This is a genomic window from Pseudomonas sp. PGPR40 (assembly GCF_022014505.1).
Classification (GTDB): Bacteria; Pseudomonadota; Gammaproteobacteria; order Pseudomonadales; family Pseudomonadaceae; genus Aquipseudomonas.
Genome location: NZ_JAKLSP010000027.1, coordinates 19,124 through 42,225, shown reverse-complemented (window position 1 = coordinate 42,225; position 23,102 = coordinate 19,124). Strand labels below are relative to the sequence as shown.

Annotated in this window: 16 protein-coding genes; 13 read left to right on the top strand and 3 right to left on the bottom strand. The window is 59.3% G+C overall.

Translation table 11 applies throughout. The features are described from left to right. Window positions 1-113: 113 nt before the first annotated feature. A complete protein-coding gene (locus MEB48_RS21820) occupies window positions 114-809 on the bottom strand; it encodes a pirin family protein (protein WP_237885976.1) in 696 nt (231 codons plus the stop codon). Window positions 810-1,088: 279 nt separating this feature from the next. On the opposite strand from MEB48_RS21820, the gene MEB48_RS21815 reads away from it, so the two are divergent. From MEB48_RS21815 to MEB48_RS21805, 3 genes are all read left to right on the top strand, one after another. After that, window positions 1,089-3,563 carry a UvrD-helicase domain-containing protein gene (locus MEB48_RS21815; RefSeq protein ID WP_237885975.1) on the top strand — a complete coding sequence of 825 codons (2,475 nt, stop codon included), beginning with the start codon at window positions 1,089-1,091 and terminating at the stop codon, window positions 3,561-3,563. A gap of 282 nt (window positions 3,564-3,845) precedes the next feature. Continuing rightward, window positions 3,846-5,222: a pyridoxal-phosphate dependent enzyme gene (locus MEB48_RS21810; protein ID WP_237885974.1), complete on the top strand. Its 1,377-nt coding sequence runs from the start codon at window positions 3,846-3,848 to the stop codon at window positions 5,220-5,222. Continuing rightward, the gene (locus MEB48_RS21805; RefSeq protein WP_237885973.1) at window positions 5,219-6,400 is read left to right on the top strand and encodes a cystathionine gamma-synthase; all 1,182 of its coding nucleotides are present in this window, start codon (window positions 5,219-5,221) and stop codon (window positions 6,398-6,400) included. The genes MEB48_RS21810 and MEB48_RS21805 overlap by 4 nt, the downstream gene beginning before the upstream one ends. Before the next feature lie 121 nt (window positions 6,401-6,521). Here the strand turns inward: MEB48_RS21805 and MEB48_RS21800 are convergent, their stop codons facing one another. Next, complete coding sequence (locus MEB48_RS21800) at window positions 6,522-6,797, bottom strand: DUF1652 domain-containing protein (protein ID WP_008006046.1); 276 nt, start codon at window positions 6,795-6,797, stop codon at window positions 6,522-6,524. A gap of 638 nt (window positions 6,798-7,435) precedes the next feature. Here MEB48_RS21800 and MEB48_RS21795 point away from each other — a divergent pair. The 10 genes from MEB48_RS21795 to MEB48_RS21755 all read left to right on the top strand — a co-directional run bounded on the left by MEB48_RS21795 (window position 7,436) and on the right by MEB48_RS21755 (window position 22,659). Then, window positions 7,436-8,893 (top strand): serralysin family metalloprotease, encoded by a 1,458-nt coding sequence (locus MEB48_RS21795; RefSeq protein ID WP_237885972.1) that lies wholly within the window; start codon window positions 7,436-7,438, stop codon window positions 8,891-8,893. Between the two features lie 76 nt (window positions 8,894-8,969). After that, window positions 8,970-9,392, top strand: a complete 423-nt coding sequence (locus MEB48_RS21790) for an AprI/Inh family metalloprotease inhibitor (RefSeq protein ID WP_237885971.1) — start codon at window positions 8,970-8,972, stop codon at window positions 9,390-9,392. Window positions 9,393-9,585: 193 nt separating this feature from the next. Further along, a complete protein-coding gene (locus MEB48_RS21785) occupies window positions 9,586-11,373 on the top strand; it encodes a type I secretion system permease/ATPase (protein ID WP_237885970.1) in 1,788 nt (595 codons plus the stop codon). Beyond that, on the top strand, window positions 11,370-12,719 hold the full coding sequence (locus tag MEB48_RS21780) for an HlyD family type I secretion periplasmic adaptor subunit (protein WP_237885969.1): 1,350 nt from the start codon (window positions 11,370-11,372) through the stop codon (window positions 12,717-12,719). Before MEB48_RS21785 ends, MEB48_RS21780 begins: the two co-directional genes overlap by 4 nt. 2 nt (window positions 12,720-12,721) lie before the next feature. Beyond that, window positions 12,722-14,080, top strand: coding sequence for a TolC family outer membrane protein (locus MEB48_RS21775; protein ID WP_237885968.1), 1,359 nt, complete (start codon window positions 12,722-12,724; stop codon window positions 14,078-14,080). Window positions 14,081-14,087: 7 nt separating this feature from the next. Next, window positions 14,088-14,213, top strand: a complete 126-nt coding sequence (locus MEB48_RS29155) for a hypothetical protein (RefSeq protein WP_269137576.1) — start codon at window positions 14,088-14,090, stop codon at window positions 14,211-14,213. Between the two features lie 239 nt (window positions 14,214-14,452). Beyond that, window positions 14,453-17,497 carry an autotransporter serine protease gene (locus MEB48_RS21770; RefSeq protein WP_237885967.1) on the top strand — a complete coding sequence of 1,015 codons (3,045 nt, stop codon included), beginning with the start codon at window positions 14,453-14,455 and terminating at the stop codon, window positions 17,495-17,497. A 23-nt stretch (window positions 17,498-17,520) separates the two neighbouring features. Beyond that, the gene (locus MEB48_RS21765; RefSeq protein ID WP_237885966.1) at window positions 17,521-19,221 is read left to right on the top strand and encodes a polyurethane esterase; all 1,701 of its coding nucleotides are present in this window, start codon (window positions 17,521-17,523) and stop codon (window positions 19,219-19,221) included. A 99-nt stretch (window positions 19,222-19,320) separates the two neighbouring features. Further along, window positions 19,321-21,174 (top strand): polyurethane esterase, encoded by a 1,854-nt coding sequence (locus MEB48_RS21760; protein ID WP_237885965.1) that lies wholly within the window; start codon window positions 19,321-19,323, stop codon window positions 21,172-21,174. A gap of 315 nt (window positions 21,175-21,489) precedes the next feature. Continuing rightward, window positions 21,490-22,659, top strand: a complete 1,170-nt coding sequence (locus tag MEB48_RS21755) for a DUF1624 domain-containing protein (protein WP_237886017.1) — start codon at window positions 21,490-21,492, stop codon at window positions 22,657-22,659. 168 nt (window positions 22,660-22,827) lie between these two features. Here MEB48_RS21755 and MEB48_RS21750 read toward each other — a convergent pair whose 3' ends face one another. Next, window positions 22,828-23,052: a YgdI/YgdR family lipoprotein gene (locus tag MEB48_RS21750; protein WP_237885964.1), complete on the bottom strand. Its 225-nt coding sequence runs from the start codon at window positions 23,050-23,052 to the stop codon at window positions 22,828-22,830. Window positions 23,053-23,102: the final 50 nt, after the last annotated feature.

The following is a 23,102-nucleotide window of genomic DNA, read 5'->3' as shown; positions in this document are numbered from 1 at the left end:
CTGGCATAAGGCTTTGCCCGCGAAGGCGGCAGCACGAACGCAGAAGCTCTCGAATCAAACAAAAAAGGGCGACCATTAACGGTCGCCCCTTTTTTTATCCTGCATTCACCGCATCAAGCCACATCCACCAACACAATCTCACTGTCCTCGATCGCGGTCACATGCAACACCTGCTCATCGGCAATCGCAACACCGTCTCGAGCTTGTGCACGCAAGCCATTGACTTCAATGACACCAGTGGCGGGAACCAGATAAGCACGACGGCCGCTGTCCAGGTGATACTCCGCGGACTCACCGGCCTTCAGATTCGCCGCCACCAGACGCGCATCGGCGCGAATGTGCAGGCTTTGATCATCGCCGGCCTTGCCGCTAGCCAAGGTCACGAAGCCTTCACGCTGGCCTTTGGGGAACGGTTTGGCGCCCCACGACGGTGCCGAACCGGATTCGTTGGGAATGATCCAGATCTGAAAGATCCGGGTTTCGGTCGCTTCCAGGTTGTACTCGCTGTGGGCAATCCCGGTACCGGCGCTCATGACCTGAACGTCGCCCGCTTCGGTGCGGCCTTTGTTACCGAGGTTGTCCTGGTGGGTAATCGCGCCTTCACGAACGTAGGTGATGATCTCCATGTCGCGGTGGGGGTGTTGCGGGAAGCCGGTACCGGCGGCAATCACATCATCGTTCCACACACGCAGGTTGCCCCAGTTCATGCGTTTGGGGTCGTAGTACTCGGCGAACGAAAAGTGGTGATGGGCATCCAGCCAGCCATGGTCCGCGCCGCCCAGCGAGTTGAAAGGTCTGAGTTCAAGCATGATCGTCTCCTGAAAAGGTTCGTCATGGGGCAGAACGCCTGAGCCACAAACGAGAACCCGTGGTTGATGGCGAGCATCATCTATCAGGAACTAATCGATAAAAAGCGTAAAAAATGCCTAAATATAATCGAATTAGTCGATATAAAATCACTTCCAAACATTCTCATCCAGCCTTCACTTCATCGCATAAGCCAATGACCTGTAAGCATTTCACTAGAACTCAACGACAAATGCAGACACCATAGCCCTCAACAGCCTCACACCCTGGAGTCCGTCCGCGTGCCGCAACACACCCCCGATCTTCCTCCCGAACTTCGTCCGTTGGCTGAAATGCCTTTGCTCAAACGTCTGGCCGCCCGGTTTTTTGGCCACGGCCTTACCCGCCTGCGCGCGCAACACCGTGCGTCCTGGTTGCACGGGCAAGCCGACGGTTTTCGCAGCGGCCACAGCGCGGGTGTGGACTATGGCTATAAAGAAGGCAGGCTCGAGGGACTGGAGGAAGGTCGGCAGGTTCTGTTGATTCGCGACTCGCGTTCAACCGAGCATCGATCGCCCAACGTCGATGACAATCTGTTCGACGATTGGCGCCTGCCGTTGAGTGCTGAGCTGAAGAAGCGCATGAAGGCCGACGTGGCGCGACTTCTGCCCGCGCATGCCCAACCGAGCACTGCCCAATGGAAGATGATTTTCAGTGACACACCGTCGACCTCAGTGATCGCCGGGGCGGGCGCGGGCAAGTCGACCACGCTGGTGCTGCGAATCCTCTTGCTCAGCCATTACCTGGGGTTTGAGTTGAGCTCGATGACCGTGGTGACCTTCACCCGCGAATCGCGCAAGGATTTCATCAACAAGCTGATCGAGTTGTTTGCAGTCTGGGGCCGGGGAATCAGTCTTAAAGAAGCGCGCGATCTGGTACGCACTTTCCATTCACGCATCCTGCCGATGGTTCGCAGCCTGCCGGGTTTCGAACGGCTGCAAGCCTTCGAAAACCTCAGTCACCGCGTGCAAGGCGGCGATGAGGAGGTTGACAGCAACCCTTTCGACCTGCGCATCAACGACGCTCAGCGTCAGCAACTCAATGCCTGTTATCACAGCCTGCACACCCGCGATGAGCGCTTTCGCGAGTTGATCAAACCTTTGTCTCGTCATGCCTTGCAGCTCAAGGAACTGGAACGTGATCACCCGGACGTGCAAAAACGCATGGCGGTGACCGAATTGGCCGCCAAGCGCGATGAAGAACTGTGCGACACCCTCGAAGACTTGTGGTTTCGCGCCGGCGCCTGGCCGATCAAGGGCATCGAACCGAATCGTCAGACCTTCGACATCAACGGCTCGACCTTTCATTGCCATGGCTACATTCCGACGCTGGACGCCTGGGTGGTGCTGGGTTTCGATCCCCGGGAAAATCCTCAGGTCAGCCGTCCGAATGCCAAGCTTTCAGTGCGCGCAGAATGGGCTGTAAAGCGCACCCTGTTTCAAGCTTTCTGTCGTAAACCTTTGATATGGCTAGACAGTTATGAGTCTTCAAGGCGTGTTTTGGCATCGCTTGCCGGGGACGCCAGCGCCGGGCCGGGCTTTGATTACAAGGTCAAGGGCGAGCTCGGCTCCGCGCCGTTGCTGGACTGTTTTGTCGCGGCGGCCGGATTTATCGAAAACCTCGGCCTGGATGTGCCGAATGCCGTGGGCCAGATGAGTTTCGCCAAGGATGACCCGGACCGGTTCTTCTTCGAGGCCTTGAGCCTGTTCTGGCGAGCGCTGGAAGATCATCTGCTGGATCAATCGCCACCGGTGATGACCTACAACCGGATGTTCGCCTTGTTCAGCGAACATTCGCCGGAGAATCTCAAGCTGCTGAGCGATGAGCTGCTCAGGCCGATGTCGCACTTGATGATTGACGAGTTTCAGGACGTGTCGCCGCAGATCGTTTCGTGGATTCGCGCCAGCCTGGCGGAGATCCGCAGTCGCGGACCGGCCATGCATGTGGGGCGCGGCGCGCAACGTTCGTCATTGCTTTGTGTCGGCGATGACTGGCAGTCCATCTATGGCTGGCGCGGCAGTTCGCCGACTTACTTCATGGAATTCAACAAGGAGTTCCCGTCGCCGAGCACGACCAAAGTGATGCTCAGCGACAATTACCGCAGCCATCAGCACATCATCGACGCGGCGGAGCATATCGTCCGCGCGGCACCGGCGATTGCCGGCAAGAAGGCCAGGGCCAGTGGTGAACCCAAGGCGTTGCTGCCGGTGAATGTGCTCGACCGGGATGATCAGAGCATGGCCAAGCGTCTGATCGAGCACTACAGGAAAGGCGATTCAATCTTGATGCTTTATCGAAAAAGCAGCGATAAATCATTGATAGAAGAGCATATTCAGTCTGTAGTTAATGTGGATTCGAGCTTGCCGTACGAGGCTCGACGGCTCAAACAACTGACCTATCACAGCGCCAAAGGCCTTCAGGCTGATGCAGTATTTCTGCTGGGCGATTGCCAGCATCTGACCAGTTCACCCTACAAGAACCAGGTCTATCGCATGGCCGGACTCGGCAAGGCTGGCGACAGCGAAGCTTACGACAGCGCACAGAAAGACGAGATCCTGCGACTGGCCTACGTGGGCATCACTCGGGCGGTGAGTCATTGCTACTGGTATGTCGATGGCCAGGATACCTCGGCTGCGAATATGCCCAAGGCCTCCGACCGGATCGGCAAGGGCAAGGCGTTCTTCGCTGATCATCGTCAGGGAAAAGTTCCGGCTTGATTTAAGAGAGTCTCAGAGAAACCTGTGGCGAGGGAGCTTGCTCCCGCTTGAGTGCGCAGCACTCACAAAAATCGGCAATGGTTGTCAGATTTTTGGGGCCGCTACGCGACCCAGCGCGAGCAAGCTCGCTCGCCACAGGACATTACCGACTGGCTGCGAAAAGTTGCGGGGGGCGCAATCCCGGCCTATGGTCCAAGGCGAGGCTTTGCATGCGACTGGCGCGCATTGATTCGCCGCAGGTCGCTGTCCATCCAGTGTGGATACCTGCAGCGAGGTGACGACATGCCAAACGACTCCCGTCCCGCCGTGCTCGAACTAATCGGCAATACGCCACTGGTGCGTGTCAGCCGCTTCGATACCGGCCCGTGTACGCTGTTTCTCAAACTCGAATCGCAGAACCCCGGTGGCTCGATCAAGGACCGTATCGGTCTGGCAATGATCGACGCCGCCGAGCGCGATGGCCGCCTGCGCCCAGGCGGCACCATCGTCGAGGCTACTGCCGGCAACACCGGTCTGGGCCTGGCCCTGGTCGGCCGGGCCAAGGGTTACCGGGTGGTGTTAGTGGTGCCGGACAAGATGTCCACCGAGAAGGTCCTGCACCTCAAGGCGATGGGCGCCGAAGTGCACATCACCCGTTCCGACGTCGGCAAGGGTCATCCCGATTATTACCAGGACGTCGCTGCGCGGTTGGCGCAGGAGATTCCCGACGCCTTCTTCGCTGATCAATTCAACAACCCGGCCAACCCGCTGGCCCACGAGTGCAGTACCGCTCCGGAGATCTGGGCGCAGACGCAGCATGATGTGGATGCCATCGTTGTCGGCGTCGGTTCGGCCGGCACGCTGACCGGGCTGACCCGTTTCTTTCAGCGCGTACAACCGAATCTGGAAATGGTGTTGGCCGACCCGGTCGGCTCGGTGATGGCCGAATACAGCCGTAGCGGCACCTTGGGTACGCCCGGTTCCTGGGCGGTGGAGGGCATTGGCGAAGACTTCATTCCGTCGATTGCCGACCTGTCCAGCGTGCGTAAGGCTTATTCGATCAGTGACGAGGAAAGCTTCGATCATGCCCGCCAACTGCTGCGCGCCGAAGGCATTCTCGGTGGCTCTTCGACCGGCACATTGCTCGCTGCGGCCCTGCGTTACTGCCGCGAACAAATCGAGCCGAAGCGAGTGGTCAGTTTCGTCTGCGACACCGGCACCCGCTACCTGTCGAAGGTCTACAACGACCAGTGGATGAACGATCAGGGGCTGCTTGCGCGCAAGCGCTACGATGATTTACGTGACCTGATCGCGCGACGCTTCGAGGATGGCCGGGTGGTCAGCGTGGGTCCGGATGACACGCTGCTCACCGCCTTCCAGCGCATGCGCCTGGCGGATGTGTCGCAATTGCCGGTGCTGGTGGACGGACAACGGCTGGTCGGGGTGATTGACGAGTCCGATATCCTGCTTGGCGTGCACGAAGACGCTTCACACTTCCGTATGCCGGTGACCAGCGCGATGACCGACAAGCTGGAAACCCTGCCTCCCGGTGCCAGTCTGGCGGAGCTGGAGGCGAAGCTCGACCGTGGATTGGTGGCGATCATCGCCGACGCCGCGGGCTTCCATGGGCTGATTACCCGCGTCGACATGCTCAATTACCTGCGGAGGTCCCTCACATGAGTCAGCACGATGAAACCGCCAAACCACGTGCCTTCGCCACCCGGGTGATCCATGCCGGACAGACGCCGGACCCCTCCACCGGCGCGCTGATGCCGCCGATTTACGCCAACTCCACCTATCTGCAACAGAGCCCGGGTGTGCATAAGGGCTTCGATTACGGGCGTTCGCACAACCCGACGCGCTTTGCGCTGGAGCGTTGCGTGGCGGACCTGGAGGGCGGCACCCGGGCTTTCGCCTTCGCTTCCGGGCTGGCGGCGATCGCCAATGTGCTCGAACTGCTCGATGCTGGCGCCCACATCGTCTCCGGCAATGACCTGTACGGCGGTACTTTCCGGCTGTTCGACAAGGTGCGTCAGCGCAGCGCCGGGCATCGCTTCAGCTTCGTCGATCTGACAGACCTGGCGGCCTTCGAAGCGGCGCTGCAGGATGACACGCGGATGGTCTGGGTCGAGACGCCGAGCAATCCTTTGCTGAGCCTGACTGACCTCGCCGCCATCGCGCGCACCTGTCGCGAGCGAGGCATCATTTGTGTGGCTGACAATACGTTTGCCAGCCCGTGGATTCAGCGACCGCTGGAGTTGGGTTTCGATATCGTGCTGCACTCGACGACCAAGTACCTGAACGGTCACTCTGATGTAATTGGCGGCATCGCGGTGGTCGGGCAGAACACTGAACTGGCAGAGCATCTGGGTTTCCTGCAGAACGCGGTGGGGGCTATCGCCGGGCCGTTCGACGCTTTTCTCACATTGCGCGGCGTGAAGACCCTGGCACTGCGCATGGAACGCCACTGCAGCAACGCGCTGGAGCTGGCGCAATGGCTGGAGCGTCAGCCGCAGGTGGCGCGCGTTTACTATCCAGGCCTGCCATCGCACCCGCAGCATGAACTGGCGCGGCGGCAAATGCGTGGATTCGGCGGGATGATTTCCCTCGACCTGAACGGCGACCTGGCTGGCGCCAAGCGTTTCCTTGAGAGTGTGCGGATCTTCGCCCTGGCCGAGAGCCTGGGCGGGGTGGAAAGCCTGATCGAGCACCCGGCGATCATGACCCATGCCAGCATCCCCGTCGAAACCCGGGCACAACTTGGCATCGGCGATGCGCTGGTGCGTTTGTCAGTGGGAGTCGAGGATGTCGAAGACCTGCGCGCCGATCTGGCGCAGGCCCTGATGCAGATTAGTTAAACGCAATCAATGTGGGAGCGGGCTTGCTCGCGAAGAGGGAGTGTCAGTAAACATTAATGTTGCATGACACACCGCATTCGCGAGCAAGCCCGCTCCCACAGGTTTTGTGAAACGCCGACCATCAGGCATAACTCTTGAGAGCCTCCGGCGGAATGAACGCCTCCAGCTCATCTTCCACCGCTTCAATGATCCGTTCTACATCCGCCGCATTCATGACCGTTGCGCAAGGAATGCCGGCGATGGCGATCATGGTCTCGCCACTGGCGCGGTCGAACAGCCGGGCAACCATACTGCCCGGTGCATCCATGGTCGCTTCGAAACCCATGGGATGAAAATGCCAGCGCATCAGCTGGCAGGCATTGGGAAAAGTGACTTTGCTGAAAGACCCTTTATTCATGTGTTGCCCACCTTCATCATCGAGCGCTTCCTTTAGCTCATGTTAGGAGGGAAGAACCTTCATTGGCTCAACCGGTGACTGTCTTTAAAAGTAGCATTCAGATGTGAAAGTCATGTGGATTTTTTCAGTCCGTTTGGCGATTGGTTCAATTTTTTTTGATGCAGGTCACGAGATGCAGGCTTTTCGGCCAAAGGCCAGCATTGGCCGGGGTATTCCATGCCGGTCATCTGTAGGAGCGAGCTTGCTCGCGAAGACGGCGATACAGTCAACATGGATGTCGCCTGAGATACCGCTTTCGCGAGCAAGCTCGCTCCTACAGGTTTAATCCTGGTATACCAGGCACTCTTGAGCGTGGGGCGTTATCAACAAAAAACAACTTACCTCTATTTAATATTTAAATAGAAGATTGTCTGACAATCAGCCTGAAGTCCCCAACTACAAACAATATTTCGACAGCATGCGCACTGTTTTCGGGAGTTAGCCGGAGTAACTCAATTTGACGTCAAAAAAAATGTAGACGTTTGATTTCAAATTGTGTCAGTTTTTATACGCCTTCATTGGGCGAGTGATAGGACGATCTCGCCAGAGATTGTCGTATCGGACAAAACTGTTCCATTGCTAAACAAGGAAGTGTGTTTATGTCGAAAGTAAAAGACAACGCTATTGATCTTGCCGAACAGGGTTTTGCGCCATTGCAAACATTGGCAGCACCCAGTTCCGCCTACAACCAGATCGATAGTTTCAGCCATCAGTATGATCGGGGCGGCAATCTCACGGTCAATGGCAAACCCTCCTTCTCCGTCGACGAGGCGGCTACGCAGCTGCTGCGCGACGGCGCTGCCTACCAGGACAAGGACGGCAGCGGCAAAATCGAACTCACCTACACGTTCCTGACGTCGGCTTCGTCGAGCACCATGAACAAGCACGGCATCAGCGGGTTCAGTCAATTCAGCGCGCAACAGAAAGGCCAGGCCGTGCTCGCCATGCAATCCTGGGCCGATGTGGCCAATGTCACCTTCACCGAGAAGTCTTTCGGCGGCGATGGTCATATGACCTTTGGTAACTACAGCAGTGGTCAGGATGGCGCGGCGGCTTTCGCCTACTTGCCAGGCACGGGTCCAGGTTATGACGGTACGTCGTGGTATCTGACGGGCAGTGGCTATAACGTCAACAAGACACCAGACCTGAACAACTACGGTCGCCAGACCTTGACCCATGAAATCGGTCATTCCTTGGGCCTGGCTCACCCTGGCGATTACAACGCCGGTGAAGGCGCGCCGAGCTACAACGACGCGACCTACGGCGAAGACACCCGCGGTTACAGCCTCATGAGCTACTGGAGTGAAAGCAATACCGACCAGAACTTCAGCAAGGGCGGTGTGGAAGCCTACGCGTCCGGCCCGCTGATGGACGATATCGCCGCCATCCAGAAACTCTACGGTGCGAACACCACCACCCGTACCGGTGATACCACCTACGGCTTCAACTCCAACGCCGGTCGCGACTTTCTGAACGCGTCTTCGTCGTCGGACAAGGTCGTGTTCTCGGTCTGGGATGCGGGCGGCAAGGATACCCTGGACTTCTCCGGTTTTACCCAAAACCAGAAGATCAACCTCAATGAAGCCTCGTTCTCCGATGTTGGCGGCATGGTGGGCAACGTGTCCATCGCCAAGGGCGTCACTGTCGAAAACGCGATTGGCGGTTTCGGTAGCGACCTGCTGATAGGTAACAGCGTGGCCAACGAGCTGAAGGGCGGTGCCGGCAACGACATCCTCTTCGGCGCAGGCGGTGCGGACAAACTGTGGGGCGGTTCAGGTTCGGACACCTTCGTGTTCGCGGCCAGCAGCGACTCCAAGCCAGGTGCAGTCGAACAGATCTTCGATTTCATCAGTGGCCTGGACAAGATCGACCTGACCGGCATCACCAACGGCGCGGGCCTGCACTTCGTGAACTCGTTCACTGGTGCGGCAGGCGATGCGGTGTTGACCACTTCGGGCGGCAACAGCCTGTTGTCGGTGGACTTCTCCGGGCACGGCGTGGCTGACTTCCTGGTCAGCACCGTTGGCCAGGCAGCGTTCTCGGACATCGTGGCCTGATTCAAGGCAAAAAGGAGGGCGGCGTTTGACGCGCCGCTCTCTGTCCCTTGAACGACGATCCAGAGTAAACCGCCCTATGATCCAGAACGCTTTTACCTACAAAGCAACCGCGTGGCTGTTGGCGACGCTGATGATGTTTCTTGGAGAGGTAGCCATGGCACGCAGTCTGAAATTGGCCGATCCGTCGGAACTGGCCGGGAAATGGCAGGCCACCCTGAACACCGCGCAAGACTCGCCCGAGTCCCAGGCGCTGCAGGACAAGCCGTCGAATGTCTGCTCGATCGAGCTCAAGTTGAACCAGACCCTGGGTGAGGGGGCTGACTGTCTCGGCGCCTGGCTGAGCGAGTCGGTGATGGGCTGGTTCCCGGAACCGGACGGCATTGCCGTAACCGGTAAAGAAGGCTCAAGAATTGTGTTTTTCAGTCGACAGCAAGAAGGGTTTTATAAAAGCACCTTGAAGTCAGGTCTGATCATTACGCTAGAGCGCGCAGCAGATTAAGTGGAATGCTGAATAATAAAATTCGTTATGCCGTTATAAGCAGCCAGTCAATAACCGGAACTCTTTAAGGAGGACAAAGGGCTGTTATTAATGGATAAGCGATAACCGGCAAAAGAATGTCTCGACTCGTGTGCGGACAGTTAATTAAAAACCTCGCCAAGTAGAGCGAGGCTTAACACCTCAGGAAAAACCAATGAAGATGGCGAAGAGCCCGGTCACCGCACCGTTATTCAAGGCGCTGGGCGACTATAAAAGCATCCTGATCAGCGTCGGGTGTTTTACCGCATTGATTAATGTGCTGATGTTGGTCCCGTCGATTTATATGCTTCAGGTCTATGACCGGGTACTGTCTTCGCAGAATGAAACCACCCTGGCGATGTTGTCGTTGATGGTGGTTGGGTTCTTCGCTTTTATCGGTCTGCTGGAGATCGTGCGCAGTTTCATCGTCATCCGCATCGGCAGCCAACTGGAGCGCCGTTTCAACCTGCGGGTATATCAAGCCGCTTTCGAGCGCAACCTGTTCAAAGGCGAGGGCAACGCCGGGCAATCCCTGGGCGACCTGACCCATATTCGCCAATTCGTCACCGGCCCGGCGCTGTTTGCCTTCTTCGATGCACCGTGGTTTCCGGTCTATTTATTTGTGATCTTTCTGTTCAACGTCTGGCTCGGGGTTTTGGCCACTGCGGGCGCGGTACTGCTGATCGGGCTGGCCTGTCTCAACGAGGCGATGACCAAAAAGCCCTTGGGCGAAGCCGCTGGGTTTTCCCAGAAATCCAGCCAACTGGCCACCAGTCACCTGCATAACGCCGAAACCATTCAGGCCATGGGCATGCTCGGTGTCTTGCGCAAGCGCTGGTTTCAGGTGCACTCGCGTTTTCTGGGCCTGCAGAATCAGGCCAGCGACACCGGCGCGGTCATCAGCTCCCTGAGCAAAACCCTGCGCCTGTGCCTGCAATCCCTGGTGCTGGGACTGGGCGCCTTGTTGGTGATCCAGGGTGACATGACCGCCGGGATGATGATCGCCGGTTCGATCCTGATGGGCCGCGTGCTGAGCCCCATCGATCAATTGATCGCTGTGTGGAAGCAGTGGAGCGGCGCCAAACTCGCTTACCGCCGTCTCGACGCCTTGCTGCAAGCCTATCCACCGACTGACGAGGCGATGGCGCTGCCGGCGCCGAAAGGTCAGATCACCTTCGAGCAAGTCAGCGCCGGCCCGCCAGGGCAACGAGCAGCGACTTTGCATAGGGTCAATTTCAACCTGGGCGCCGGGGAAGTGCTGGGCGTGCTCGGGGCTTCCGGCTCCGGTAAATCGACCCTGGCCCGGGTGCTGGTCGGCGTCTGGCCGACGTTGGGCGGCACGGTGCGCCTCGACGGCGCGGACATTCATCGCTGGAACCGCGACGACCTCGGCCCTTACATCGGTTATCTGCCCCAGGACATCGAGCTGTTCAGTGGCAGCATCGCTGAAAACATCGCCCGATTCCGTAAGGCGGATCCGCAAAAAGTCGTCGAAGCCGCGCAACAGGCCGGCGTTCACGAACTGATCCTGCGCATGCCGCAGGGCTACGACACGGTGCTTGGCGAGGACGGCAGCGGTTTGTCCGGTGGCCAGAAGCAGCGTGTGGCCTTGGCTCGCGCGCTGTATGGCAACCCGAGTCTGGTGGTGCTGGATGAACCGAACTCCAACCTCGACACCGTCGGCGAAGCGGCACTGGCCGGCGCCATCGCGCACATGAAGGCCCGGGGCACCAGCGTGATTCTGGTTACCCATCGCTCTTCGGCCCTGGCCCAGGCCGACAAATTACTGGTGCTCAACGAAGGTCGCTTGCAGGCCTTTGGCCCAAGTCAGGAGGTACTGAAGGCGCTTGCCGGTAACCCATCAGGCGCCCAGGAACAACAACGTGAAAAACCTGCGCAAGCACCGGGCGGGCTCAGCATGAGCCGGCAGTATCAGCCCACGACAAGGAATTCGGGTGTATGAGCAGCGCACGCATGAACGACGACAATGAAGCGACGATGGAACATGACTACATCGCCGAACGTCCTGAGCGCGACGCGCGATTCTTCGCCCGCATGGGCTGGATTCTGGCGATTGTCGGTGCCGGCAGTTTCTTCACGTGGGCGAGCCTCGCGCCGCTTGATCAAGGCATTCCCGTGCAAGGCACCGTGGTGGTCTCGGGCAAGCGCAAAGCCGTGCAATCGATGAGCAGCGGCGTGGTCAGCCAGATTCTGGTGCGTGAAGGGCAAGTGGTGAAACAGGGCCAGCCGCTGTTTCGCCTCGACCAGACCCAGGTCGCGGCCGACGTGCAATCGCTGCAAGCGCAATACCGCATGGCGTGGGCCAGCCTGGCGCGCTGGCAGAGCGAGCGGGACAACCTCAAACAGGTGAGTTTCCCGATCGAACTGAGCAACGATCCAGACCCGCGCCTGGCCTTGGTCCTCGAAGGCCAACGGCAATTATTCAGCAGCCGTCGCGAAGCGTTTTCTCGTGAGCAAGCCGCCCTGCGCGCGAACATCGAAGGCGCCAGCGCGCAACTGGCCGGCATGCGCCGCGCGCGCACCGACCTGACGGCCCAGGCCAGTTCCCTGCAACAACAGTTGAGCAATCTTCAGCCTTTGGCGGACAACGGCTACATCCCGCGCAACCGCTTGATGGATTACCAGCGTCAGCTGTCGCAAGTGCAGCAACAATTGGCAGAAAACACCGGCGAAAGCGGGCGTGTGGAGCAGGGCATCCTTGAATCCCGCTTGAAACTGCAACAGCACAGCGAGGAATACCAAAAAGAAGTCCGCAGCCAACTGGCCGACGCGCAGCTCAAAAGCGTGACCCTGGAAGAACAACTGACTTCCGCTGGCTTCGACCTGCAACACAGCGAAATCATCGCCACCGCCGACGGCATTGCGGTCAATCTTGGGGTTCATACCGAAGGCGCGGTGGTGCGTCAGGGCGACACGTTGCTGGAAATCGTCCCGCAAGGCACCCGCCTGGAAGTGGAAGGGCACCTGCCGATCAACCTGATCGACAAAGTCGGCACGCAGTTGCCGGTGGACATTCTGTTCACTGCGTTCAACCAGAGCAGCACCCCGCGAGTGCCGGGAGAAGTCAGCCTGATCTCCGCCGACCAGATGATCGATGAAAAAACCGGTGTGCCGTACTACGTGCTGCGCAGCAGCGTCAGCGATCAGGCCATGGAAAAACTCAACGGTCTGGTGATCAAGCCCGGCATGCCAGCAGAAATGTTCGTGCGCACCGGTGAACGTTCACTCCTCAACTATTTGTTCAAACCGCTGCTCGACCGGGCAGGCTCCGCGTTGACCGAGGAATAAGGATGTTCGGCTGTATGAATAAGCTTTCCCTGCTCGCGGCGACCCTGGCGTTGCTCACGTGCAACAGCGCGATGGCCATGGGGCCGTTCGACGTCTATGAGCAAGCCTTGCGCAATGATCCGGTGTTCCTCGGCGCCATCAAGGAGCGCGATGCAGGCCTGGAAAATCGTGCCATCGGCCGCGCCGGGCTGTTGCCGAGGCTGGGTTACAACTACAACAAGGGGCGCAATTCCTCCAAGGTCACTTACCTCAACGATCGTGGTAACAGACAGAGTGATGATCGCAACTACAGCAGTTACGGCTCGACCTTGACCCTGCAACAGCCGCTGATCGATTACGAGGCCTACGCGGCGTATCGCAAAGGTGTGGCGCAATCGCTGTTTGCCGATGAAAACTTTCGCGGCAAGAGCCAGGAGTTGCTGGTTCGCGTGCTGGAGAATTACACCAAGGCGCTGTTCGCTCAGGATCAGATCGACATCGCGCGGGCCAAGAAAAAAGCCTTCGAGCAGCAGTTTCAGCAGAACGAGCAGATGTTCCGCCAAGGGGAGGGCACGCGCACCGACATCCTCGAAGCCGAGTCACGTTACGAGCTGGCAACCGCCGAGGAAATCGAGGCACGGGACGAACAGGATGCGTCCTTGCGCGAGCTGGGCGCACTGATTGGCGTGCCGGCCATCGACATTGGCGACCTGGCGCCACTGGATCAGAACTTCCAGACCTTCACCCTGCAACCGGCCAATTACGACACCTGGCACGAGATGGCGGTGACCAACAACCCGAACCTCGCCTCCCAGCGTCAGGCGGTGGAGGTGGCGCGCTATGAGGTCGAACGCAACCGCGCCGGCCACCTGCCAAAAGTCAGTGCCTATGCCTCGGTGCGCCAGAACGAATCGGAAAGCGGCAACACCTACAACCAGCGCTATGACACCAACACCATCGGCATCGAAGTCAACGTTCCGCTGTATGCCGGCGGCGGGGTCTCGGCCTCGACCCGTCAGGCCAGCCGCACCATGGAACAGGCCGAGTACGACCTGGACGGCAAGACCCGGGAAACCTTGATCCAGTTGCGCCGACAGTTCAGCGCCTGCCTGTCGGGGGTCAATAAATTGCGGGCTTATCAGAAAGCATTGGTGTCGGCGGAAGCGCTGGTGGTTTCGACCAGGCAAAGCATTTTGGGCGGCGAACGGGTCAACCTCGATGCGCTGAACGCCGAACAACAACTGTTTACCACCCGCCGGGATCTGGCCCAGGCGCGTTATGACTATTTGATGGCCTGGACCAAATTGCACTACTACGCCGGCACCTTGAACGAACAGGATTTGGCCAAGGTGGATGAGGCCTTCGGCCAGGGCTCCCCGTAGAGCTGCCATGAACGACGCCGACCCCGTAGGAGCCGGCTTGCCGGCGAAGGCATTTTCATGGGCGCTGCATGACGTGAGGCCGTTTTCGCTGGCAAGCCAGCGCCTACAAAAACAAGAAAAGCGAGAGTCATGAACAGGGACGTACAGGCGTCGGGCTGAGCCTCAATTGGCAGTTTTAACGCGGTAAAGGGCTGGAACACCGCAACCCCCGTAGGAGCGAGCGGGCGGCGATCCGACTTGCCCGCGAAAGGGCCGTGACATTCAGCATTGACGTTGACTGACACACCGCCTTCGCGGGCAAGCCTCGCTCCTACAAGTTGCGCGCCTCCGGGCCACCAGGATTTTGGCAACACAACTAAGGACGGTAGTTCGATGAATAACAAGTACAACAACCTTGCCTTGCTCTGCGCACTGGCCACCCTGGGCACCGCACACGCGGACCCTTACGTGGAAAACGGCAGGACAGGCGACGCCGATAGTTGGCGCAGCACAGAGTTCAACGCCGACTGGGGCCTGGGGGCGATCAATGCTCAGGAGGCCTACGCCGCCGGCTATACGGGCAAAGGGGTGAAACTGGGGATTTTCGACCAACCGGTTTACGCCTTGCACCCGGAGTTTTCCGGGGCCAATAAGGTGATCACGCTGGTCACCAGCGGCATCCGCGAATACACCGACCCGTACATTCCGGTCAAAGCCGGGGATGCCTTTCTCTATGACGGTTCGCCCTCGGTGGGCTCCAACGGCAAACTCGGTGCCCACGGCACTCACGTTGGCGGGATCGCCGCGGGCAGTCGCGATGGCGGGCCGATGCACGGTGTCGCTTTTGGCGCGCAGATCATCAGCGCCGACAACGGCGACCCGGGCCCGGAAGACGGCATCATTCGCGGTAACGACGGCGCGGTGTACAAGGCCGGTTGGGACGCCCTGATCGCCAGCGGTGCGCGGATCATCAACAACAGTTGGGGCATCGGCATCACCGACCGCTTCGATTTGGGTGGTCGGGACCCGGCGTATCCGCATTTCACCGTGCAGGACGCACAACTGCAATTCAACGAGATCCAGACCTTGCTGGGGACCAAGCCCGGCGGTGCCTACGACGGCGCCATCGCAGCGGCCCGCAGCGGCATCGTGACGATCTTCGCCGCCGGCAACGACTACAACCTCAACAACCCGGACGCCATCGCCGGCCTCGGTTACTTCGTCCCGGAGATCGCACCGAACTGGATGACCGTCGCCGCGTTGCAGAGGAATCCGGACACCAGCAGCCCCGACCCTTACAACATCAGCACCTTCTCGTCGCGCTGCGGCTATACCGCGAGCTTCTGCGTGTCGGCGCCGGGCAGCCGGATCTACAGTTCGATCATCAGCGGCACCAATGCCGATGACCTGACCACCGGCTACGCCAATTACAACGGCACTTCCATGGCAGCGCCGCACGTTGCAGGCTCGGTGGCGGTATTGATGGAACGCTTCCCGTACATGACCGGCGCACAAGTCGCCAGTGTACTGCGCACCACCGCCACCGACCTCGGTGCACCCGGCGTCGACTCGCTGTACGGCTGGGGCATGATCAACCTGCGCAAAGGCATCGATGGCCCGGCGATGTTCGTGACCGAGCAGGACATTCCCGAGGAATTCCGCATCGAAGGCGCCTACGGCTCCAGCCAGTTTGTCGCTGACTTGCCGGGTATCGGCGCGATCATCGATGCCGGCAAACCCACCGAGCTGTGCAATGACGTGCACTGCGGGCTCGACGTCTGGCGCAACGACATTTCCGGCCATGGCGGCCTGACCAAGCAGGGCATCGGCACGCTGGTGCTGACCGGCGCCAATACCTACGCCGGCCCGACCCTGGTCAATCAGGGCCGATTGGCGATCAATGGTTCGCTGCTGTCGGCCGTCACCGTCAATGACAGCGGGATCCTCGGCGGTAACGGCAGCATCGCGGCGCTGACCGCGAAAAGCGGCGGTACCGTGGCGCCGGGCAATTCCATCGGCACCCTGCAGGTGGCGGGCGACGTGACCTTCGAGCCTGGTTCGACCTACGCCGTAGAACTGTCTCCCACCAGCAGCGACCAGATCATTGCCAGCGGCAAGGCGATCATCGAAGGCGCAACCATCAGTCTGTCTCTGGAAAACAGCCCGACATTGCTGACCACCAGCGAAGCGAAAACCCTGCTCGGCAATCAGTACAACATTCTGCAAGCGGCCGGCGGAATCGAAGGGCGCTTCGGTGCGGTGCTGCCGGACTACCTGTTTATCGGTGGCAGCCTCGACTACTCGGCTAGCGGCATTCAACTCGCCGTCGAGCGCAACGCGACGTCCTTCACCAGCGTTGGCCAAACCCCGAACCAACGCGCTGTGGCCGCTGCCGCCGAGCAACTGGGCGCAGGCAATCCGCTCTACGAAACCCTGCTGCTGTCGCCGACCGCCGCTGTTGCGCAACAAGCGTTCCAGCAACTCTCCGGCGAGATTCATCCGGCAATCGGCACGCTGCTGATCAACGACAGCCGTTACCTGCGCGATGCAGTCGGCGAGCGTCTGCGTGAGCACGATCTGTTCGACGCCGGGGCACCGACCGATGACCGCAGTAACGCCTGGCTCAAAGTGCTCGGCGCCTGGGGCAAGAGCGATGGTGGGCATGACAACGCCAGTTCCAACAGTTCCATCGGCGGGCTGCTGGCCGGTGTCGACGGCTTGATCACTGAAGATACGCGACTGGGGTTCGTCACCGGTTATAGCGACAGTTCGTTGAGCATGGGCGATGGCACACATTCGTCGGCCTCGGTCGACAGCTACCACTTGGGTGCCTACCTGGGCCATGAAATCGACGCGCTGCGCCTGAGTGTCGGCGGCGCTTACAGCTGGCATCGGATTGACGTCAAACGTGACCTGCAATTTGGCGACGTCAGCGGCCAGCAGAAATCCAAACGCGATGCGACCTCCGCGCAACTGTTCACCGAAGCGGCGTATCGCCTGGACCTGCAACCGATCGCTCTGGAGCCGTTCGTCAATCTGGCTTACGTGCACCTGAACACTGAAAGCTTCAGCGAAAAAGGTGATGCCGCCGCGCTCAAGGGCGGTGAAAACAACCGCGACGTGGTGCTTTCGACCCTTGGCTTGCGGGCGAGCAAAGCCATTGCGTTGTCCGACCAGCAACAGCTGGAACTGTCCGGCACGCTCGGCTGGCAGCACAACCTGAGCAACACCCGTTCCGAAGACCACTTGGCCTTCGTCAACGGCAACACTGCATTCAGTGTGCAAAGCGTGTCCATGGACCGCGATGCCGCGGTGGTCGGTGCCCGTGCCGGATTGGCGCTGGGCCGCGATACCCGTTTGAACCTGGATTACAACGGGCTGCTCGGCTCCCGGGAAAAAGACCACGGGGTGGGCCTGACCCTGGACTGGCAGTTCTGATTTGACGCTAAGGAAGCAAGAACATGGGACTGTTTGATTACAAAAGTGCCGGCAGTGAGGCCGGCAAGGCGTTGTACTCCGACGCGATCGCGCTGACGCTCTACGCGTACACGCCCACCGGCCAGCCACTGCCGGCGACCGCTTGGGCGCCGATTGGCGCGGCAGCGTTGGGCTATCAGGGCAACGTCGGCGCTCAAGGTACCTTCTATGGCGAGAAGGACGGCTTCACCAGCGCCGAAGCCGAAATCCTCGGTAAATACGACGGGGCAGGGAAGTTGATCGGCATTGGTATCGCCTTCCGTGGCACCGGTGGCCTGGGATATAGCGATACCTTCGGCGACATGAAAAACAACCTGCTGGCCGCGGTCGGCCCGGTGGATTACGCGACGAACTATGCGAAAAATGCCTTCGACACGCTGCTCAAAAGCGTCGCCGCGTTTGCCATCGCCCACGGCCTGAGTGCCAAGGACGTATTGGTCAGCGGGCACAGCCTTGGCGGGTTGGGGGTCAACAGCCTGGCGGAGTTGAGCGGCAATAACTGGGGCGGTTTTTTCAAGGACGCCAACTACATTGCCTTCGCCTCGCCGACTCAAAGCGCCACCGGCAACAACGTGTTGAACATCGGCTATGAGAATGACCCGGTGTTTCGCGTGCTCGACGGCACCACCTTCAGCAGTGGCTCGCTGGGTAAGCACGACGGTCATCAGGAGTCGGCGACCAACAACATCGTCAACTTCAATGACCAATACGCATCCACCGCGCAGAACCTGGTGCCGTTCAGCATTCTCAATCCGCTGAACTGGTCGGCCCACGGTTCGTTGGGTTATGCCGACGGCTTGAACCGGGTGATCGACTCGCGCTTCTACGACCTCACCGACAAGGACTCGACGCTGATCGTGTCCAACCTGTCGGAATCGTCCCGAGGCACCACCTGGGTCGAAGACCTGGGGCGCAGCGGCGAGCCCCACATCGGCACCACCTTTATCATCGGCACCGACAGCAATGACTGGCTCAAGGGCGGCGCGGGCAATGACTTCATCGAAGGCCGTGACGGTAACGACCGCTTCCGCGATGACGGCGGCTACAACCTGCTGCTGGGCGGCAAGGGCAGCAACACCTTCGAGCTGCAGAAGCCGTTGCAGAACTTCAGTTTTGCCAATGACGGCGACGGCACGTTGTATGTGCGTGACGCCTACGGCGGCATCAGCATGACCCGCGACATCGGCGCGCTGGTGAGCAAGGAATCGGGTTCGTGGTGGGGCAGCAAGGAAGTGACCTACAACGTCACCGACAATGGCTTGCTCAATGGCACGGAACTGACCCACTACAACCTCTCGCTCAATGGCGATGCCTATGGCAACACGCTGGTGGCCAGCGTCGACGGTGACTGGCTGTTCGGCAATGCCGGCGACGATCTGCTGCGCAGCGACAAAAGCCACGTGACCTTCGTCGGTGGCACGGGCAATGACGTGATGCAGGCCTCGGGAGGCGGCAACAACACTTTCCTGTTCAGCGGCGCCTTCGGTTTCGATGCGATCAATGGCTACCAGGGCAGCGACAAACTAGTGTTCATGGGCGTCCAGGGCGCGGGGCAGGGTTATGACTTCACTCAGCACGCATCACAGGCCGGCAACGACACTGTGCTCAAGATTGGCGATTACGCCGTAACGCTGGTGGGCGTAGGTCTGGATAATCTTTCGGCTTCGGGAATTACGTTTGCGTAAAAGCTGCATGCACTGAATGCTCCGGGGCGCCTCGTCAGTGAGGCGTCCTGGCTGTGAGCTATCTCTAACAATTCCAACAAAGAGAGAGAGGCAATACCAATGGGTGTGTATGACTACAAAAACTTCGATACAGCAGACTCCAAAGCGTTGTTCAGCGACGCCATGGCAATCACGCTGTATTCCTATCACAACCTCGACAACGGTTTCGCCACCGGTTACCAGCAAAACGGCTTCGGCCTGGGCTTGCCCGCAACCCTGGTCACTGCGCTGATCGGCGGCACCGATTCCCAAGGCGTCATTCCTGGCATTCCCTGGAACCCCGATTCGGAAAAAGCCGCACTTGAAGCCGTGCAACAAGCCGGCTGGACGCCGATCACCGCCACGCAACTGGGCTATGACGGCAAGACCGACGCTCGCGGAACGTTCTTCGGCGAGAAGGACGGTTACACCAGCGCTCAAGTCGAGATCCTCGGCAAGTACGACGCCCAGGGTCATCTCACCGAAATCGGCATCGCTTTTCGCGGCACCAGCGGCCCGCGAGAAATCCAGATCGGCGACTCTATCGGTGATGTGATCAACGATCTGCTGGCGGCATTGGGGCCCAAGGATTACGCAAAAAACTACGCGGGCGAAGCCTTCGGCAATTTGCTCGGTGACGTTGCAGCATTTGCCCAGGCCAATGGGCTGTCAGGCAGAGACGTGCTGGTCAGCGGCCACAGCCTTGGTGGATTGGCGGTCAATAGCCTGGCGGACTTGAGCAGCGAGAAATGGTCCGGGTTCTATCAGGATTCCAACTACATCGCCTACGCCTCGCCGACCCAAAGCAGCAGCGACAAAGTGCTGAACATCGGCTATGAAAACGACCCGGTGTTCCGCGCCCTCGATGGCTCGTCGTTCAACTTGTCCTCGGTGGGCGTGCACGATGCCGCCAAGGATTCGACGACCGATAACATCGTCAGCTTCAACGACAACTACGCGTCGACGGCGTGGAATGTGCTGCCGTATTCCATCCTCAACATTCCCACCTGGATCTCGCACTTGCCCACCGGTTACGGCGACGGCATGACCCGGGTGCTGGAGTCGCAGTTCTACGACCTGACCAGCAAAGACTCGACCATTATCATCGCCAACCTCTCGGACCCGGCACGCAGCAATACTTGGGTCGAGGATTTGAACCGCAACGCCGAAACCCACAAAGGCAGTACTTTTATCATCGGCAGCGACGGCAATGACCTGATCCAGGGCGGCAAGGGCAGCGACTACCTGGAAGGTCGCGATGGGAACGATACCTTCCGCGATGGTGGGGGCTACAACATCCTGTCGGGCGGCGAGGGCAGCAACGTGCTGGATTTGCAGCAATCGGTGAAGAACTTCGTTTTTGCCAATGACGGTGCCGGCAATCTTTATATCCGCGACGCCAATGGCGGCATCAGCATCACTCGCGACATCGGCAGTATCGTGACCAAGGAGCCGGGATTTCTCTGGGGGGTGTTCAAGGATGACGTGACCCACAGCGTTACCGCCAATGGCCTTGCGGACGGCGGCAACCTCACCCAATACGCCTCAAGCGTGAAGGGTACGGCCGGCGCCGACACCCTCAACGCGCACGCAACGGGCGATTGGATGTTTGGCCTCGACGGAAACGATCATTTGCTCGGCAGCACCGGCAGTGACGTGTTTGTCGGCGGGGCGGGTAATGACCTGATGGAGTCGGGGGGCGGAGTCGATACGTTCCTGTTCAGCGGCGCGTTTGGCCAGGATCGGGTGATGGGTTATCAAGCCAACGACAAACTGGTGTTCCTCGGGGTTCAGGGCGTTGCGCCGAACGACGATTACCGGGCTCATGCCACGGCGGTGGGGCAGGATACGCTGCTGACATTCGGCAGTGATTCGGTGACCCTGGTGGGTATCGGGCTGGACAGCTTGTCCGGTAGCGGGATTGTGATCGCCTGAGGGTGATGCGGCGCCGGTAAGGGCCTCTTCGCGAGCAAGCCCGCTCCCACATTCGATCTTCAGTAAACACCAAATATGGGTACGGCTGCGATCAAAATGTGGGAGCGGGCTTGCTCGCGAAGAACGATAACGCAATAAACCTGCCTGTCTACGTGACCCACCTGTCACTCTCGAGTTCCACCAAAAGGAATCTGGCACTAAAGCATTCGCGCATTATCACGTTATACTATAACGTCATTGCGACAGGCCGCCATTGAGTACAGGAGATTTGGCAACGTGAGTAACAGCAACAGTTCCACCTTCGATTTGCCAGCAATGGCTTCTCCTGCGCTTGCCGCCAGCGCGGTAAAAACCACCACGCGAATGCTGGCCATTGATGCCCTGCGCGGTTTCGTCATGCTTTGCATGCTCATCGACCACGTGCGGGAAACCTTTCTGCTGCATCGTCAGGTGACCGATCCGATCGACGCCTTGAGCGTTACCCCCGACCTGTTCTTCACCCGACTGCTGAGCACAATCTGCGCCCCGGTGTTCATCTTCCTCACCGGTTTGTCGGCCTGGCTCTATAGCCAGAAACACACGGCCAACGAGACGTCGGTGTTCCTGCTAAAGCGCGGGCTGTTCCTGGTGTTTCTGGAGCTCACCTTTGTGTGCTTTGCCTGGAATGCCGAGTTCCCGCCCAAGACCTTGTGGCTGCAAGTGATCTGGTGCATCGGCATCTGCATGATCGTGCTCGCCGGGTTGCTGCACTTCAAGCGCAGTTGGCTGATCGTGCTCGGAGTAGCGATTGTCGCCGGGCACAACCTGCTCGACGGCGTGACCGTGGGGCCGGAGTCGCCGTTCTTCGTGCCGTGGTCGATCCTGCATCAGCGGGTGTTCATCGACATCACCGAGTTCACTCGGGCTCGCACCACCTATCCGGTGTTGCCGTGGATCGGGGTGATTTTGCTGGGCTGGGCCATCGGGCCCTGGTTCGGCAAGGACATGGACTCGGCGGAGCGAATTGCGCGGTTGCTGAAAGTCGGCTGTGGCCTGCTGGTGGCCTTCGTATTCATTCGTTACCTGAACGTTTACGGCGAGAAGCCTTGGGTGCAGACAGGTGATTCCCTGCGCACGTTCATGAGTTTCCTGAGCGCGAAGAAGTACCCGCCATCGCTGATGTTCCTGATGCCGACACTGGGTCTGGGGTTGATTCTTTTGGCGTTGTTCGAGAAAGCTCAGGATCGCTGGTCCACCGCGACCTTGGCGATCTACGGCGGTGCGCCGATGTTTTTCTATTTGCTGCACTTGTACGTGCTCAAGGCGATGTACTTGGTGGCCGTCGCGATTTGGGGCACCAATCAGGGCACGTATTATGGCTTCGACAACCTGCCCATGGTCTGGCTATGGAGCCTGATCCTCGGGGTGTTGCTGTTCTTCCCGACGCGCTGGTTCGCCAACCTCAAACAGCGCCGTCGCGACATCGCGATTCTCAAATATCTCTGATTCCTATTTGCTGTTCGAACGCCACAGATCCAATGTGGGAGCGGGCTTGCTCGCGAAAGCGGTGTGTCAGGCAACATCAATATTGACTGTGCCGCCGTCTTCGCGAGCAAGCCCGCTCCACAGGTTCTGCGTTTTAACTTACCGGCTTGCGGGCAACCCATTCAGGGATCAGTCTTCCTTGCGAACCGTGGCCACGTCATCGGCCCGGACTTTCACCTTGGCCCCGGAAATATCTTCAAACTCGTAGAAACCATCCTTGGTCTTGGTGTTCGGCATGTCCTTGGTCAAATACTGGGTGCCGTTCTGCAGGGTCACGACCGTTGGCGTCGAGCAGCCGGCCAGGATCAAAAAGGCCGCTACTGCCAAGGGCAAACCCAGAGTCTTGATATTCATACACACCTCCCATCACTCAATAAAAACAGCGCGAACGCCCCGCTTGAGGT